General features: G+C 44.2%; 20 protein-coding genes. 18 read left to right on the top strand and 2 right to left on the bottom strand.

Annotated features, from left to right (window positions below):
• Positions 1-23: 23 nt before the first annotated feature.
• The 3 genes from VK497_00930 to VK497_00920 are packed head-to-tail and all read left to right on the top strand — an operon-like array spanning position 24 to position 2141.
• Complete coding sequence (locus VK497_00930; protein HMI08946.1) at positions 24-536, top strand: phosphatase PAP2 family protein; 513 nt, start codon at positions 24-26, stop codon at positions 534-536.
• A 23-nt stretch (positions 537-559) separates the two neighbouring features.
• Complete coding sequence (locus VK497_00925; GenBank protein ID HMI08945.1) at positions 560-1045, top strand: hypothetical protein; 486 nt, start codon at positions 560-562, stop codon at positions 1043-1045.
• 16 nt (positions 1046-1061) lie between these two features.
• Positions 1062-2141 carry a DNA recombination protein RmuC gene (locus VK497_00920; protein HMI08944.1) on the top strand — a complete coding sequence of 360 codons (1080 nt, stop codon included), beginning with the start codon at positions 1062-1064 and terminating at the stop codon, positions 2139-2141.
• 45 nt (positions 2142-2186) lie between these two features.
• Here the strand turns inward: VK497_00920 and VK497_00915 are convergent, their stop codons facing one another.
• Entirely contained in the window at positions 2187-3023 is an 837-nt protein-coding gene (locus tag VK497_00915; GenBank protein HMI08943.1) for an aquaporin, read from the bottom strand.
• Between the two features lie 81 nt (positions 3024-3104).
• On the opposite strand from VK497_00915, the gene VK497_00910 reads away from it, so the two are divergent.
• The 14 genes from VK497_00910 to VK497_00845 all read left to right on the top strand — a co-directional run bounded on the left by VK497_00910 (position 3105) and on the right by VK497_00845 (position 16127).
• Positions 3105-3344, top strand: a complete 240-nt coding sequence (locus VK497_00910; protein HMI08942.1) for a hypothetical protein — start codon at positions 3105-3107, stop codon at positions 3342-3344.
• 37 nt (positions 3345-3381) lie between these two features.
• The gene (locus tag VK497_00905; GenBank protein ID HMI08941.1) at positions 3382-4149 is read left to right on the top strand and encodes a hypothetical protein; all 768 of its coding nucleotides are present in this window, start codon (positions 3382-3384) and stop codon (positions 4147-4149) included.
• A gap of 43 nt (positions 4150-4192) precedes the next feature.
• Positions 4193-5203 (top strand): phenylalanine--tRNA ligase subunit alpha, encoded by a 1011-nt coding sequence (locus VK497_00900; protein HMI08940.1) that lies wholly within the window; start codon positions 4193-4195, stop codon positions 5201-5203.
• On the top strand, positions 5200-5673 hold the full coding sequence (locus VK497_00895; protein HMI08939.1) for a pyridoxamine 5'-phosphate oxidase family protein: 474 nt from the start codon (positions 5200-5202) through the stop codon (positions 5671-5673). Before VK497_00900 ends, VK497_00895 begins: the two co-directional genes overlap by 4 nt.
• Entirely contained in the window at positions 5670-8168 is a 2499-nt protein-coding gene (pheT, locus tag VK497_00890) for a phenylalanine--tRNA ligase subunit beta (protein HMI08938.1), read from the top strand. The genes VK497_00895 and pheT overlap by 4 nt, the downstream gene beginning before the upstream one ends.
• A 72-nt stretch (positions 8169-8240) precedes the next feature.
• The gene (gene cyoA, locus VK497_00885; GenBank protein HMI08937.1) at positions 8241-9155 is read left to right on the top strand and encodes a ubiquinol oxidase subunit II; all 915 of its coding nucleotides are present in this window, start codon (positions 8241-8243) and stop codon (positions 9153-9155) included.
• Positions 9156-11114, top strand: coding sequence for a cytochrome o ubiquinol oxidase subunit I (cyoB, locus tag VK497_00880; GenBank protein ID HMI08936.1), 1959 nt, complete (start codon positions 9156-9158; stop codon positions 11112-11114). It begins immediately after the preceding gene.
• A complete protein-coding gene (gene cyoC, locus VK497_00875) occupies positions 11111-11707 on the top strand; it encodes a cytochrome o ubiquinol oxidase subunit III (GenBank protein ID HMI08935.1) in 597 nt (198 codons plus the stop codon). Before cyoB ends, cyoC begins: the two co-directional genes overlap by 4 nt.
• Before the next feature lies 1 nt (position 11708).
• Entirely contained in the window at positions 11709-12059 is a 351-nt protein-coding gene (gene cyoD, locus VK497_00870; GenBank protein HMI08934.1) for a cytochrome o ubiquinol oxidase subunit IV, read from the top strand.
• Between the two features lie 6 nt (positions 12060-12065).
• Complete coding sequence (gene cyoE, locus VK497_00865; protein ID HMI08933.1) at positions 12066-12935, top strand: heme o synthase; 870 nt, start codon at positions 12066-12068, stop codon at positions 12933-12935.
• 16 nt (positions 12936-12951) lie between these two features.
• Positions 12952-13215, top strand: a complete 264-nt coding sequence (locus VK497_00860) for a hypothetical protein (protein HMI08932.1) — start codon at positions 12952-12954, stop codon at positions 13213-13215.
• Positions 13216-13232: 17 nt separating this feature from the next.
• The gene (locus tag VK497_00855; GenBank protein HMI08931.1) at positions 13233-14420 is read left to right on the top strand and encodes an FAD-dependent oxidoreductase; all 1188 of its coding nucleotides are present in this window, start codon (positions 13233-13235) and stop codon (positions 14418-14420) included.
• A gap of 66 nt (positions 14421-14486) precedes the next feature.
• Positions 14487-15149, top strand: coding sequence for an FKBP-type peptidyl-prolyl cis-trans isomerase (locus VK497_00850; GenBank protein HMI08930.1), 663 nt, complete (start codon positions 14487-14489; stop codon positions 15147-15149).
• A 30-nt stretch (positions 15150-15179) separates the two neighbouring features.
• Positions 15180-16127, top strand: a complete 948-nt coding sequence (locus tag VK497_00845; protein ID HMI08929.1) for an FAD-dependent oxidoreductase — start codon at positions 15180-15182, stop codon at positions 16125-16127.
• Here the strand turns inward: VK497_00845 and VK497_00840 are convergent.
• Complete coding sequence (locus VK497_00840) at positions 16120-16827, bottom strand: glycerophosphodiester phosphodiesterase (protein HMI08928.1); 708 nt, start codon at positions 16825-16827, stop codon at positions 16120-16122. The genes VK497_00845 and VK497_00840 overlap by 8 nt on opposite strands.
• A gap of 60 nt (positions 16828-16887) precedes the next feature.
• On the opposite strand from VK497_00840, the gene VK497_00835 reads away from it, so the two are divergent.
• Positions 16888-17421, top strand: coding sequence for an inorganic diphosphatase (locus VK497_00835; GenBank protein HMI08927.1), 534 nt, complete (start codon positions 16888-16890; stop codon positions 17419-17421).
• The last annotated feature ends 3 nt before the right edge of the window (positions 17422-17424 follow it).

The raw sequence follows: 17424 nt of genomic DNA, 5'->3' as shown, positions 1-17424 counted from the left end.
CAGACTAGCTGTATACTGGTACTATGACAATCCAGACTATTATTAAGCTACTTGCTGATGGTGCAGTTATTCCTATTATTGTCATTGCAGGATACGCATTACTATTTCGCGTACCAAAAGGTCATCGATATGAAGCGTATGTTCGGATTTTAATGGCGGGGCTTACGTCGTATCTTTTCGCAAAACTACTCGGGTCCATTTACCAGCCAAGTGGCGAGCGTCCATTCGAGATATTAGGTGTTGCGCCTGGTGCGTCGTATTTGAATAACCCTGGCTTTCCCTCGGACCATGCACTTTTTACAGCATTCCTGACACTGGCTGTTTGGTTTGAGACGCGTCAAAAAATCCTTAGTGTCATACTCGTCGTCCTAACACTTCTCGTTTGTGTTGGCAGGGTACTTGCACTCGTACACACTCCACTAGATGTTATCGGGGGGTTGTTGGTTGCTAGTGTCGGTGCACTTTGGTATTTGCAAGCCGATAGGGGCAAATCCGGCGCAGAAACTCGCGCTAAAAGCAAAAAGCTAGTACAATAACCTTATATTAAGGGAGTACTAAGATGAACGAAACACCAGTTGACGAAACACCATCGACATTTACATCGATGGCGATGCGAGATTTTATTTGGGTATTGCTGCTGGGTGCTGGGGCTGGACTGCTGGTATGGGGGTTGTCATATCTTTTGGACGTATACGTTTTTCAGGCGATCTTTTGTAAAGGTGACGTGACGGTTCAGTGTAGTGCCGCTCCTCAATACGGTGCTGCTACCGCTTCAATCGTGACGGCTATCTTGATGCTGTTAGGACTGGTTCGTTTGGGCGTGTACCGTCCGCTTCTGGTGGTGCTTGCGGTGACAATCAGCCTTTGGGGCTTGACGGAATTCCTTTTGGACGCGACATGGTATGTCAGTGCACTTTGGACGATACTTTTATATGCACTTGCATATGCTGTATTCACTTGGATTTCACGGGTTCGAATGTTTTGGCTGGCGGTCATTATATCTTTCGGGCTACTCCTTGTGATGCGATTTCTCATGACAAGCTAATGCTATACTAAAGCATATGGAACAAACAATTCTGATTATTTTACTTGTCGTTATTATTATCGCAATCGCGGCTTTTGCATTTACGCTAAATCAACGGCTTCGCGAAATCAAAAACAGTAGTGCGGTTGAGCTCATGAAGACCGATGTAACCGAACTTACGCGTACAATTGCTAACTTACAGCAGAACATGGGCGCTACGCTTGAACGCAGTAATATGGCCGTCCAGACATCTGTCCAAAAACAACTGGGTGAAAGTGCAAAGCTGGTCGCCGATGTAACGCATAGACTTGCAAAACTCGATGAAACTAATCGCCGGGTTGTTGATGTGGCTGACGAGTTAAGAACTTTGCAAAATGTTTTGCAAAACCCAAAACAGCGCGGTGTGTTTGGTGAATATTATTTGCAGTCCGTTTTGGAAAACGTCATGTCTCCGGCGCAGTTTCAGATGCAGTATAAGTTTAATGACGGCGAGATTGTCGACGCGGTAATTTTTCTAGAAAAAGGCCAAATTCTTCCAATCGACAGTAAATTCAGCCTTGAGAATTACAATCGTATGATTGAAGCAACCGACAAGCTTGAACGTGAGCGTTTGTTGCTAAAAGTAAAAGCAGACCTAAAAGCGCGCATTGACGAGACGAGCAAATATATTCGTCCGAGTGAGAAAACGATGGATTTTTCATTCATGTTTATTCCCAGCGAATCGCTGTATTATGATCTACTCATCAGCAATGTAGGTGTTGGCGGGAGTTCTCGCAATTTGATTGAATATGCCTTTCGGGATAAGAAAGTCATCATTGTCAGCCCTACGAGTTTTATGGCGTATCTGCAGACAGTTTTGCAAGGACTTCGTAGTTTGCAGATTGAAGAACAAGCCAAAGATATTCAGATACGCGTAGGTAAGCTGGGGCTGCATATCGGTAAGTTTGAAGAGTATATGCAAAAGCTTGGCGCATCACTAGGCACAACGGTTAATCACTACAATAGCGCCCATAAAGAGCTAGGCAAGATAGATAAAGATGTCGTTAAGATCGCAGGCAATGATTCGAATGTCGACGCGCTTTTATTAGACCGCCCGCACAAAGACGACGAATACTAAAAAACACCCCGCTAGCTAGCGGGGTGTTTTTGCGTAACGAGAAACTTAAGCTTCTTCGGTACTTGTCTTTAGGACGTCCTGCAGGAAGAATCCAGCAACACCACCGATGAGTGGGGCAACGATATAAATAGCAACTGACCACCATTTAAAATCAGACCAGTCAAAGGCACTTAGTGTAAAGGCAACTGCTGGGTTAACAACAGCGTTTCCACCAACATATCCTGCAGCAACACTGGCGATAACTAGGGCGCTAAATAGGCCTAGACCAACAGTAAATGCGGCTGCGATACGTTCTTTGTTTTCGCGTAGTGCACTTGCAACAGCAAATCCAAGAACGCTAGCACCAAGTAGTTCTGCAAAGAACAAGAACCATTCTTTTCCGTCTACGAGTTTTGCAACCTCGAATAGTGTTGCTGCTTGTTGGCCATATGCGGCTGCGTCTGCTGATAGCTTTGGAGCACCACCAATGAAGGCGCTAATGATACCAAGTGCAGCAAGACCACCGAGGACCTGCGCAACAAGGTAAGCCGCGGCTCGCATGCCTGTGATACGACGTGTTGCCCATGCACCTACGGTGACAAGAGGGTTAACGTGTGCACCTGACATCGCACCAACGGCAAGTACAATACCAATTAGGGCGAAACCAACGTATAGTGGGTTGCCTTGTGTTAGTAATGCGACACTTGCTAGTAGGAACGTGCCGATGAATTCGGCAATCATTGCTGCTGCTAGAGGCACGTTGAAACGCGCACGCTTATTAGCCGTAGAACTAGTTGTTGGACGTGATTCAACAGCTTTTACGGTTGTTACTTTTGTCGCTGCAGACGACTTGTTTGCAGCCGACTTTTTCTTTGCTGACGACGCAGCGGATTTAGTAGCCATGTTATTTCCCTCCTTATAGTGAAATATGGGGTTAGTATAACATATTCTACTGACAATAAACACGAGTGCTATAATGAGAGCATGGCATTATTTGTAAATCAAAATAGCAATCGCACTAAATTACAGGAACGGTTAGCGGCTGAGCTAACGGAAAAAGCAAAGCAAAAAGCTAAAATGGAAGCTGTTGATCGACCTGATGGCGTGTCCGACTCTAACTATTTAAAAGATACTAAAACAACCACAAGCCTTGCATGGGTTTGGATCGTTATTGTCATTATTGTCGTAGGTCTGATGGTCTGGTTAATGACTAGACCCAACTAATTTGAACTCTCATAAGGACTTTGACATAATAGATAATATGAAACAATTTTTATCAAAACCACTTTATTTAATATCCGCTGGCATTATAGTAATTGTCATTATTTTAGGCGTAACATTAAGTGTCAAAAATGCTAATGACCAGGCTAGTGTCAAGAAGGCTGATGAAATTGCAGCCACTTACCAACCTGACATAACGGACTATAGTAAATTAGCAAATGAAGAAATTAAGACGCAGATAGCAAAAGTTAATTCTGAGCAAACTGCAAAGGAATTTGCTAACGTCGTAACCGCAAAAATAAAAGCAATACCAGCATTAGATTCAGTTAATGTATATGGTGCTGAGCATTCTGAAGCATATAAAAAAGCGGCTGCATCGAAAGATCAATTAACAGCTTTATATCAGGATTTAGCCAAATATGCCGGTGGAGAGCTAGCTATAACCTATGCATTTGCCGACTCAGTTCAGGGCTTATTGAATATGAAAGTCAATGACTATATCGGTGGTGGGGCTGTCATGGACGGTTCGCCAGTACGTGAAAAGCTTATCCCGGCTTATCAAGCTGCTCTTGATAAATTTAAAAATGTCCAGGTGCCAAAGGGACAAGAAGAGCTTGCTAAGAACACGACTACAACCTATACGAATTTTATTGTAGCGGCAAACGATGCAGCTAAAAAGCTAGATGCGCATGAGTCGTTCTCATTTGATTTTTCTGAACAATTTGCAACGCTTCAGAATCAATTAAATACATTAAAAACAACTACTCAAGCTAACTTTATGACTGCCGTTCAAAAAGCGACAAAATAAACCAGTAGAAAATCTAACGGCCAAAAGCTATACTTAGGAACAGATGACAACATTTGCTGAAATTACCGCTGCGCGAGATTTACTTCTTGAACGAATGCAAACACCCGAACTAAGGGCGAATGTTTTACGCGGGCCAGAACTCAAGAAGCTTTTTGGAGCAATCAGAGACCAGTCAGCTGAAACCCGTGCTGAATTTGGACAAGCAGTCAACCAATTGCGACTCGAAATTGAAGCAAAACTCCAAGAATATGAGAGTCAAGATGAAGAGGTTGAGACACTTGACGTAACCGCACCATGGGATGTGAACACAAAAACACCCAAGCTTTTACCGACAGAAACAGGAACGCAGCATCCCCTTACCCGGGAACTAGAAAATGTTATTAATATTTTTACGCGTATGGGATTTGAGGCGGTTGAATCCCGCCAGCTTGACGATGATTATCATATGTTCGAATCGCTTAACTTCCCCGAAAACCACCCGGCACGCGACGGCTACGATACATTCCGTACTGAAGAGGGTTTCATTCCACCAGCACACACCAGTACTATGCAAAATCGAATTCTAAAAGAGGGTCGCGAAAAATTAGAGGCTGGCGGTAACATTGCGGCAATTAGTTATGGCCGTGTATTTCGTAACGAAGATGTCGACGCGACACATGAACATACGTTCTACCAATGCGAAGGCGTGTTTGTGAGCGACGATGCAACGCTTGGACAAATGCTCGGAACACTTCGAAGTTTCTTCGAGGTATATTACGGACAAAAGTTGAAGATTAAAACTCAGCCAGGTTATTTTCCGTTCGTCGAACCCGGGCTTGAATTTTTAATCGAACGACCAGCAGCGCTTGGCGGCAAACCTGGCGAATGGCTAGAAATGCTTGGATGTGGCATGATTCACCCGAATGTTCTAAAAATGGCAGATATTGACCCGCAGAAATATCGTGGTTTTGCATGGGGCGGCGGCATTGATCGTCTAGTCATGCTGAAATACGGCATAGAAGACGTCCGTCATTTTGAATCAGGAAAATTGGCATTCCTAAGGAAATTCGTATGAACAATGAACAGATAGAAGCGATTATTCGTGAGTATATTCCTCAGATTATTCATATGTCGCTTGCAACGGTTGAAGACAATAAGCCATGGGTTTGTGAAGTACATTTTTCATATGACGATGAACTTAATTTATATTTCATGTCGAGTACAAAAACCCGCCACGCACAGGAAATTGCGAAAAATCCACACGTTGCTGGAAATATTGTTACGCAGCATCACAAAAACCAAAAAGTTCGCTGTGTAGATTTTGAGGGCATAGCGGAAATACTAAGTAGCGCGGATGCGGAACAAATCGCATACCCCGCGTACGTTAAAAGGTATGGTGAGTCAGAAGGCCTGTTAAACGAAATTCGAAAAGATGGCGACGCACGATTCTTTAAGATCAGTGTGAAAGATTTTTATCTTTTTGATAGTTACGGCGAAGGCCGGGCCAAACATCATCTTCCATGGCATAGCGAGGAGCAATCATGATAGTTTCAATTAATTGGCTGAAAAAATTTACTGAAATTAACATGCCGAATGACGAACTTGCGACGTTAATCGGTGCGCGTTTAGTTGAAATCGAAGAGATCATTGATCTTGAAGAAAAATACAAAGACATAGTGATTGCGCGTGTTGCTGAGTGTGTAAAATTAGAAGGATCTGACCATCTAAATGTGACAAAACTTGATGATGGCGGTGCGGCTAAGGATGTTGAGCGCGATGAAAACGGACTAGTTCAGGTTGTTTGCGGTGCGCCGAATATTCGATCAGGTCTTTTGGTTGCGTGGCTTCCGCCTAACTCGGTCGTTCCCGATACGTTCGGCACGAAAGACCCTTTTGTTTTAGGCAGTCGTAACCTCCGGGGAGTGATGAGTAATGGAATGGTCGCAAGTAGTAAAGAACTAGGCCTCTCTGATGATCACGAAGGTATTCTAGAAATAACCGTTGATGCCCAACCGGGTAGCAAGTTTGCGGATGTATACGAACTTAATGACAGTCTTTTAGATATTGAAAATAAATCACTCACACATCGTCCGGATACATTCGGTATTATTGGGTTTGCCCGCGAAGTTGCCGGAATTACCGGCCTGCCGTTCGAAACGCCCGACTGGCTAGCGAATACAAAACCCGAACTGAATGCCGACCAAGAAAATACATACGATCTGTCAGTTGCTATAGATAATCCAGAATTGTCTGCTCGTTATCAAGCAATATTACTAACGGGTGCTGACGCGAAAAAACAGTCACCACTTGAAGTTCAGTCTTATCTTACGCGCGTCGGCGTACGACCTATAAATGCTGTAGTAGACGTAACGAATTACCTGATGATGCTTACCGGACAACCACTCCATGCGTTTGACTACGATAAAGTTGTTGCAGTGTCTGGCGGCAAGGCAGATATTCATGTGCGTGCAGGACACCACAAGGAAACACTGGAACTGTTAGATGGACGGGTTATTGAGCTTGCGCCAGAAGATATTGTTATTGCTGCAGGTGAAACGGCTATTGGCCTAGCTGGTGCGATGGGTGGTAAATCAACAGAAATCGATGAAAATACGAAAACAATTATTTTAGAGAGTGCAACGTTCAACTTGTATAACCTGCGTGCAACGCAAATGCGCCACGGCATTTTTAGTGAAGCTATTACGCGTTTTACGAAAGGCCAACCAGCCGAACTTACCGCACCAGTCCTCGCAAGAGCAGTTGAATTAATGGGCGAATACACCAGTGCTAAATTAGCGAGCGGCGTCTTCGAGGCATATCCGGGTAAGGTTGAACCTCAAACTATCGACATAACTGCAGCGAAAGTGAATGCCGTTCTAGGTACAAACTATACGATCGAAGATATGGCGGACAGCCTAAAGAACGTTGAGTTTAATATAACAATGACCGATGAGAACGACGGAACTCTTCATATCGAAGCGCCTTATTGGCGCGCGGATATACATATTGACGAGGATGTTATCGAAGAAATTGGCCGGCTCAATGGGTTTGACTCGATTACTCCTACGCTTGCAGAGCGTGACTTTACTGCCATTATGCCAACTGACTTTGACGAGCTTCGCTCGCAAGTTCGTAAAGTATTAGTACGGGCAGGTGCTAACGAAGTGCTGACATATAGTTTCGTGCATGGCAAAGTTTTAACAAACGCCGGGCAAAAAACAGAGGACTCATATCGGCTTACCAACTCTATAAGTCCTGAACTGCAGTATTATCGTCAAACATTAACACCAAGCTTATTAGGATTAGTACATTCAAACATTAAGGGTGGCTATAATGAACTTGCCGTATTCGAACTGAATAAAACACATAATAAAGTCCATGGATTGAATGACGAAGGCGTTCCAGGTGAGCTTAATATGTTGTCGCTTGTCATTTCGCATAAAAAAGCAAGTCAAGGCGCACCGTTTTACGCAGCTAAAAAAATGCTGGACTTTCTCGCTCATTCGTTAGGGCTGGAACTTATATATGAAACGATAGTCAACAATCCTGGCTATCCGGTCACTGCTCCATTTGAACATCGTCGTTCGGCTACTGTACGCGACGCAGCATCCGGTGTATTTTTAGGCGTTGCGGGCGAATATAAACGGACTGTTACTAAGAATTTTAAGCTCCCTGAATATACGGGTGGTTTTGAAATCGAAACAGAGGCGTTGCTTACTGCAATTCAGAAAAATGGCCGATCGTATACGCCGCTAAGCCGCTACCCGTCAACGGAACGCGATATATGTTTCCAAGTTAAAAAAGAAATTACCTATAGCCAGATAGTCACAGCAGTTCAAAAAAGTCTTACGGAAAGTGGTCTGGAATTTAATGTTTCACCGGTAGATATCTACACTCCGGATACTGGCGAGACTAAAAATATCACCATTCGTATCGGTCTTACGTCGCACGCTAAAACACTGACGGGTGATGAAGTTACTGCGGTAATTGATAAAGTTATAACGGTTACTACCCAAGCAACCGACGCAACCGTTATTTAACCATTTATCAAACACCGTAAAACGTGTATTATGAGGGCAAGTGGTTATGCTTATGTCTGAAAGAAATCTAGGGTGAATAAAAAAATACAAGTCTTGCTGCTATTAGTGGCGATAGCGGGACTTGTAGGTATCATTACCGTTGTATTGCAGGGTCATAATATTGCCGTTCTAAATCCCCAAGGAACGATTGCGAACAAAGAACGAGATTTGATTATTTTTACAACCGTTCTAGGTCTTGCTGTAGTCATTCCTGTTTTTATTATGCTGTTTGGGATTGCATGGAAATATCGTGAAAGCAATACCAAAGCAAACACAAAATATTCACCGGACTGGGATGGTAGTCGTCTTTACGAAACAATTTGGTGGGGTGTGCCATGTGTGATTATGCTTGTCTTGGGAGTTGTCATATGGCAATCTAGCCATGAGCTCGATCCCTATAAGAAGCTGGAGTCGAACGTAAAACCTATACGAGTACAAGTCGTCGCCCTACAGTGGAAGTGGCTTTTTATTTACCCAGAGCAGAAGATAGCAAGTGTTAACCTTGTGCAGTTCCCTGAAGACACACCTGTTAATTTTGAGATAACAGCAGACGCTCCAATGAATTCTTTTTGGATTCCAAGCCTTGGCGGGCAAGTATACGCGATGACGGGTATGACAACCAAGTTGCATTTGCAAGCTGATAATATAGGAAGTTACAATGGCTCTTCGGCAAATATTAGCGGAGAAGGGTTCGCTGGTATGAGGTTTATTGCCAAAGCTACTTCGCAGGCTGATTTTGACACGTGGGTACGCTCTAACCAGAACAGCTCAACAGGTTTAGGTATGACTGAATATAGTAAGTTGGCCACGCCAAGCAAGGACGTCCCAGCAGCGACCTATTCGCTAAAGCAGGCTGACCTGTATGATAAGATAGTCATGAAATACATGACTCCCGAGGGTGGAAATGAGACAATGGATCATGAACAGATGAATATGGAGATGCACTAAATGTTTGGACGATTAACCCTTGATGCATTACCAAGCGATCCGATAACAATTGGCGGAGTTGTCATGATGACGCTCGGCGGCCTGACGGTTGTCGCAGCACTCTTTTATTTTAAACGCTGGACATGGCTATGGAAAGAATGGCTGACATCACTTGATCCTAAACGGATCGGCATTATGTATATTGTCATTGCTGCACTAATGCTTCTTCGAGGTGTTGCCGATGCTCTAATGATACGTACACAACAGGCGCTTTCAAGTGGTGACGCGCATGGAATTGTGTCGTCGGATTTCTTCCAACAAGTATTCTCGGCCCATGGAACGATCATGATCTTTTTTGTAGCGATGGGATTTATATTTGGTCTATTAAACCTGATCGTACCGCTTCAGATAGGGTCGCGCGACGTAGCGTTTCCGTTTCTTAACTCAGTAAGTTTTTGGCTTTTTGCAGCCGGATTCATTTTGATTAATATATCGCTTGCAGTGGGCGAGTTCTCTGCCGCGGGGTGGCTAGCGTACCCGCCGCTTTCGGAAGTTGAATATAGTCCGGGCGTCGGGGTCGACTATTGGATATGGGCCTTACAGATTGCCGGTGTCGGAAGTTTGTTATCAGGAATCAACTTTATCGTGACTATCCTAAAGATGCGCGCTCCCGGTATGACACTTATGAAAATGCCAATATTTATCTGGAGCGTACTGGGGAGCATGACTCTTGTGATTTTTGCGTTTCCAATTTTGACCGCTACGCTCGGTATGCTATCACTGGATAGGCTTTTTGACATGCACTTCTTTACATCGGACGGTGGAGGAAATCCAATGATGTACATTAACCTCATATGGGCATGGGGTCATCCTGAAGTATATATTTTAATACTGCCAGCGTTCGGTATTTTTTCAGAAGTCGTACCAGCATTCTCAGGCAAAAGATTATTTGGTTACAAATCAATGGTATGGGCCATTTGGGCGATCGTATTTCTTTCATTTACCGTATGGCTGCATCACTTCTTTACGATGGGGGCAGGAGCGAACGTAAACGCGTTCTTTGGTATTATGACGATGGTTATTGCTATTCCGACAGGAGTAAAAGTATTCAACTGGATATTTACGATGTATCGGGGGCGAATTAGGTTTACGACGCCGATGCTGTGGTTTATGGGTTTTGTGGTTACCTTTACGCTTGGTGGCGTTGCGGGCGTACTCATGTCAGTACCTGCAATCGACTTCCAGGTCCATAACAGCCTATTCCTCGTTGCTCATTTCCATACCATGATTATTGGTGGAGTTATATTCGGTATATTTTCTGGGTTTACGTACTGGTTTCCTAAATTTGCCGGCTTTAGACTTAACGAGACGCTTGGCAAGTATGCATTCTGGTGCTGGCTAATTGGCTTTTTGACGGCGTTTGTTCCGCTCTATATCCTTGGGTTTATGGGTGCGACACGCCGGCTTGATCATTACGATGCATCGATGGGTTGGCAGGGATTGTTCGTCGTTGCAGGGCTTGGCGTGATGCTTATTTGTCTAGGAATTGCCTTCCAGCTTTTACAGATTGTCGTCAGCGTTATTCAACGAAAAAAGAACTTGGATACAACCGGTGACCCATGGAACGGACGAACTCTTGAATGGGCTACTTCGTCGCCTCCACCTGAATATAACTTCGCCAGGATACCTGCCGCTACTGAGCGTGATGCATTCTGGGCATTCAAACAGCATCGTCCGCAAGGAGCGAAACTGCCGTACCAAGACATTATTGTTCCTAAAAATACTTCAATCGGAATTTTCATTGCAATGTTTGCATTTATGATTGGCTTTGGCGCAATATGGCATATGGCATGGCTAGCGATTGTCGGGCTTGCCGGTGTTATTATTTCGCTTATCGTACGATTATCGACTGACGACACCGAACGAACGATACCAGCTTCAGAAGTAGCGAGAATAGAGGATAAAGGATATCTAGTATGACAAAATCTGAAGTAGCTCAAACTGAACCACTCGTAAAACAGAATTCAAAAACCATGCTGGGATTTTGGATATACTTAATGACAGACTGCGTGTTATTCGCGAGTCTTTTTGCAACATACGCGGTGCTACAGGGAAGCACTTTTGGCGGACCATCCGGTAAAGAATTGTTTGACTTGCCGTTTGTCCTTATTGAAACCCTTCTGCTTTTGACAAGTAGTTTCACGGTTGGTCTTGCAATGCTTGGATTGCATCAGCGCAGCCGCAAACAAGTACTTGTTTGGCTTGCGGTTACGTTTGTACTTGGCGTGTCTTTCCTCGTCATGGAACTAACCGAATTTGCGACACTAGCGGGTGAAGGTAATAGCTGGTCGCGGAGTGGATTTTTATCAGCATTCTTTACGCTGGTAGGTACGCACGGACTCCACATTGCCACCGGATTATTATGGATGGTAGTCGCAGGCTATCAGATACTGACACGCGGATTAACGGAATCAATTTCACGCCGTCTGACGCTACTGAGTCTGTTTTGGCACTTCCTGGATATTATTTGGATCTTTATCTTTACAATCGTTTATTTGATGGGAGTGATTTAGTATGGAACGATCCAACCAATCTCGTGTGATGTCATATGTCGTAGGTTTTGTATCGTCGATCGTACTCACCTTTGTAGCGTATATCCTTGTTGTTAATCATGTTCTGTCCGGTGTTGGTTTGGTGGCGGTAATCGTTGGGCTGGCGATCATACAACTTTTTGTCCAGCTCTTTTTCTTCCTTCACCTGGGCAACGAAGCAAAGCCTCGCTGGAACTTAATGGCGCTTTTATTCGCAGCCATGGTTGTCGTTATTGTCGTGTTTGGTTCGCTTTGGATTATGAATAATCTAAACTACAATATGATGACTGATATGAACAGCGAAACAGACTTACAGGATCAGAAGGGTTTCTAGGGATTCATGACTCGTTCCGTAATTAAGACATACTATTCGTTAACGAAGCCCGGAGTACTGTATGGTAATGCCTTAACGGCTGCTGCTGGGTTTTTACTCGCAAGCAAGGGCAATATTGATTTTTGGCTTTTTATCGCGCTATGCGTAGGGAGTACTTTGATTATTGCCTCGGCCTGTGTGCTAAATAACTATCTTGACCAGGATATAGACAGTAAAATGGCGAGAACAAAGAAACGGGCGCTTGTTCAAGGTGAAATCAAGGGTCGAAATGCGGTTATATTCTCTATTGTTCTTGGCTTGGTCGGCGTTGCTATACTTCTTGCGTGGACGAATTTGCTTGTTGTTTTGATCGGCATCGGTGGCTTTATCGTTTACGTTGTTCTGTATGGAATGTTATCGAAGCGTCTCTCGATACACGGAACATTAGTAGGAAGTGTCTCGGGTGCTGCGCCAATTCTTGCAGGATATTGCGCGGTGACAGGTACGGTTGATGTCGGAGCAATACTAGTTTTCTTGATTCTTTTCTTGTGGCAGATGCCTGAATTTTATTCAATTGCTGTATATCGTCAAAAAGAATATGCGGCAGCAGGTGTGCCGGTTATGTCCGTCGTCAAAGGTATTAAAAACACCAAAATACAGATATTTATCTATACGGTCCTATTCGTCATTGCAACGCTTCTCCTGCCGGTATTCGGTATAACGGGTTACCCTTACCTGATAGTAATGGGCGTACTGGGAGTCTATTGGATATGGTTAGGGCTAAAAGGATTATCAGCACGCGATAGTGATGCCTGGGCTCGTAAAATGTTTAGATTTTCACTTATAATTCTACTTGTATTTTGTGGGCTTATATCTGTAGACGCTTGGTTACCATAAGTGTTATACTTTTGACATGATAGTCATTCTTCACGTAATAATTGCTCTTGCTAGCATTGCCCATATTACCTATACGTATACGCGTCCCGCGCGTAAACAGCTGTATGCAAGTTACGGGCTAGTCGGCCTCACGCTTTCAAGTGGAATTTTCCTTGTCGTGGCTTCGCCATCGCATATGATTGAGGCATGTACGGTCGGACTTGTATACCTAGGGGTTATGACGCTTGGGATTGTTGCTACGAACGTTAAACTAGCACGAGTAAAAAGTACTAACTTCTAAATAAAAAGGCTCGTTCTATGAATATTACAATTGTCGGTGGTGGGTTTGGAGGAGTAAAGACTGCTCTAGAGCTTGCCGAGGATAAATCCAATCAGATCACTCTTATTACCGATAAGCCTGATTTTCAATATTATCCTGCGCTCTATAGTGCCGCAACGGGCCATAGCCACCTTGAATCTTGGGTACCGTTAGGGACAATTTTTGCTGGAAAACATAATGTGCATGTTCATATTGATTCAATTGAGTCTATTGATCCAAAAGCAAAGACCCTCAAGGGTGATTCCGGCGTTGTTTACGATTATGAGCGCTGCATTTTGGCACTGGGTACGGTAACGACTTACTTTGGTATTAAAGGCCTAGAAACCTATGCGTATGGAATTAAATCAGCTCCAGAAATTAAGAGACTAAAGCAACATGTATACGTTGATATTGCGGAAAACCATACAACGGACAAGCATTATATTATTGTTGGCGCTGGGCCAACAGGTGTTGAGCTTGCTGCAGCACTTGGGTCATATCTTGCGCGCATGTGTGAACATTACGGAATTGAAAAACCTGATCTTAAAATTGATTTAATTGAAGCGGCTCCACGAATTTTACCTAGAATGAGCGAAAAATCGAGCAAAAAGGTACAAAAACGACTTGAAAAACTAGGGGTGAATGTTCAGACAGGCAAGACTGTCGAAGCAGCCTCGGCTGACGATCTGACAGTGAGCGGCAACTCGATCAATAGCCGTACGATTATTTGGACATCCGGTGTAGCTAATCACCCATTCTACAAAAACAATGCTGAACATTTTGAATTTGCAAAAAATGGTCGCATTGTCGTAGACAAATACATGCAGGCGGGTAAAAACATTTATGTTATTGGTGATAATGCTGCCACACCATATACGGGTCTTGCGCAAACGGCGCTTCACGATGCGATGTTTGTGTCTGGCAATTTAAAACGCCAAGCAAAACATAAGAAACCACGGACGTATAAGGCGGTCATGCCGCCTGTTGTTGTGCCTGTCGGCGAAAATTGGGCTGTCTTTGAATGGCACGGGCTAAGACTGTATGGATGGATGGCATCTTTGCTGCGTAGAGCAGCTGACATTATTGGCTATAGTGACATGTTACCTTTGGGTCAAGCATTGGGCGTATGGCGTGCTTCCACTATTATGGAAGACGATTACTTTACACCAACCTCACCTGGAAAATAGCCCTCGAAACAAAAAGCTTATTTTGATATACTAAAGCGAGTAAATCAAAGAGGGAAATGAGTTTATATGGCGACACCAAAAAGTCAGCGTATTGGTATTTGGATTATTGCGATCGTAATGCTAGTCGGGACAATCGGATCTTTTGCGGTAATGATCCTAGGGACTAACAATAATAGTGCTGATCAAGCAAACATCAAACAATTAACAGATGCATATCAAAAAGACTATACGGCTTACCAAGCCAAGGTGAATGATCAAGCAACGCAGCTTTCGGCTAAATATTTTACCGAATTTAACCAGTATGCAACGCAACCGGCTGTGTTCGATAGAGACAGCGTAAAAACGCTTACAACGACCGACTTGAAAGTTGGCGATGGAGATGTACTTGGCAAAGATGCTACGTTTACAGCCTATTATCTTGGCTGGACACCAAACGGCAAGGTTTTTGACGGTTCGATTGACGGTACTAAACTAAAAGCGCCATTTACCGCTTCTGCCGGAGGTGTTATTGCAGGATGGACCAAAGGTGTTGAAGGTATGAAAATCGGAGGTGTTCGCGAGCTAACTATTCCGTCAGAAGATGCTTACGGTGAAAAGGGCAATGGAGATTCCATTCCTCCAAATACGCCGTTGAAGTTTATCATTATGGTTATTCCTACTCCGGAAACCATTCCCCAACCTGAAATGCCTCAAGCATTACTAGATTACTACAGCAAGAATGCGAGCTAATGCTATACTAGGTATAGTAAAGGAAATTCTATGGACGATAAGATTAGAGATGTAGTTATGATTGGTGCAGGTCCAAGCGCGCTATCGGCTGCTATTTATACGACACGTGAAGACATCGATACGGTTTTATATGAAAAAGCGGTTATCGGTGGACTTGCCGCGGTCACTGATAAGGTAGATAACTACCCTGGTTTTCCTGATGGCGTTGAAGGTTTGGTTTTGGCTGAGCAGCTAGAAAAACAAGCCGAACGATTCGGCGCGAATATCGAATTTGGCGACGTGTCAGAGGTTCGTGACGATGGAGATGTGAAAACGGTTGTCGTGGACGGAGCCGAAGTCAAAGCCAAAACGGTCCTAATTGCAACAGGAAGCGATTATAACAAGCTTGGAATTCCCGGTGAATTAGAATACTATGGCCGCGGCGTGCACTACTGTGCGACATGTGACGGCGCATTGTATCGCGACAGGCCACTAGTCGTCGTGGGCGGCGGCAACTCAGGCGTACAGGAGGCTCTATTTCTAACTCGCTACACCAGTCACATTGACCTTTTAGTCCGAAGTACGGTAAAGGCAAGCGAAGTGTTGCAGCATGAACTAAAAAAAGCTGCCGACGAGGGTAAGATCACTATCCATCTTCAGACTACAGCAACGGAGATTGTTGCAGATGATGGAAAAATAATTACAAAGGTAGAAGGTATCAAAGAAGGCAAGCCTACGACATTCGCGACTGATGGAGTCTTTGTTTTTGTGGGTCTAAAACCTAATACGCAGTTCTTAAAAGACAGTAATATCGAACTAGACGAGCAAGGACTAATTAAAACAAATGCTCATCTAGAAACGACAATGCCAGGAGTTTTCGCAAGCGGCGATGTTCGTAGCGGCGCAACAATGCAAATTGCCAGTGCGGTTGGCGAAGGCGCTACGGCAGCCCTTAGCATTCGTGAATATCTTGATAAGCAAAAACAACAAGCTATTTAGGCTTGTCGGTATTTCGCTCAACTTCTTTTAGTATGTCGCCAGGTCGGTCGGTAACAACACCGTCGATACCTTGCTGGGCTAGCATGAGCGCCGTCCGAGGCCTATTAACGGTGTAGGCATAGACAAATAGCTTTGCTCGTTTTGCGATTTCAAGCGCAAAGGCATTGATGTAAAGGCGATGAAAGCCGACGGCGGTCAGCCGGAGTCTTCGGTGGTAAGCAATGAATAAAAATGGATTCTCACTATGGAGCAGTGCTAAGCTTGCATCTTTACTGATGTTTCGGACGGCTTGTAACTCGCTGCCTCGAAATGATGAAATAAGGACATTGTCCCATCGCTTTGCTGACTTGGCGTAGCTTTTTGCGAGCAGTTCCGCGACTACTTTGCCCGTACCGCGGCCTTTAAGCTCAATATTAAGCAAAATAACGCCAAAAAACTCATCTAACACCTTAAATAAAGGAGTAATCGGAAGTTTTTCGGTGCGTTTTACGAGTTCTTCTAGGGTCAGGCGGCTAATGATCGATGGGTCGCGGTGTGTTCGGAGCGTGTGAAAATCATGCACGACGACAGGTATTTTATCCTTGGTGAGCCGAACGTCAAATTCTAAAATATCGGCGCCTGCCTCTAACCCGGCCCGCAAAGCTTCAAGGCTGTTTTCGCGCGCAAGTCCTGCCGCACCCCGGTGTCCGATTATTAACATAATTGCTCTTAGTATAGCAAATTTGTTACAATGAAGTGTAGTCAAATAACGGAGGCATACATGGCTGATTTTAACCAGATTCTTACACCCGGTAATGTTGACGGCGGCGTCGTAAACGTTGTTGTCGAGATCCCGACCGGCAGTTCGCACAAAATTGAATGGAACCGCGAGCTTGCAGTGATGCAACTTGATCGTGTTGATCCTAAGATTTTTGCAAAACCAACAAACTATGGATTTATTCCACAAACCCTTGATGAGGACGGCGACGAACTTGATGCGCTTATCATTACTGACGATCCTCTTGCTACGGGTATCTTCCTCGAAGCAAAAGTAATCGGTGTCATGAAGTTCGAAGACGACGGTGAAGTCGATGATAAAGTCGTCGTCGTTCCTGCCGATGACCGAAACACGGGAAATGCGATTAATTCGCTTTCTGATCTCCCAAAACAATTAATTGCCCAAATAGAATCTCACTTTACACACTACAAAGACCTTAAAAAACCAGGTAGTACTATCGTAAAGGGTTGGGGTGACGCCGAGGAAGCGAAAGCTATCATTCACGAATCAATTGAACGATGGAATAACAAGGGCTAGATC

It is taken from the genome of Candidatus Saccharimonadales bacterium (assembly GCA_035317825.1).
Taxonomy (GTDB): domain Bacteria; phylum Patescibacteriota; class Saccharimonadia; order Saccharimonadales; family Saccharimonadaceae; genus DATHGB01.
Note: the sequence above shows the minus strand (reverse complement) of the source record. Positions and strands in the feature narration are given on the sequence as shown.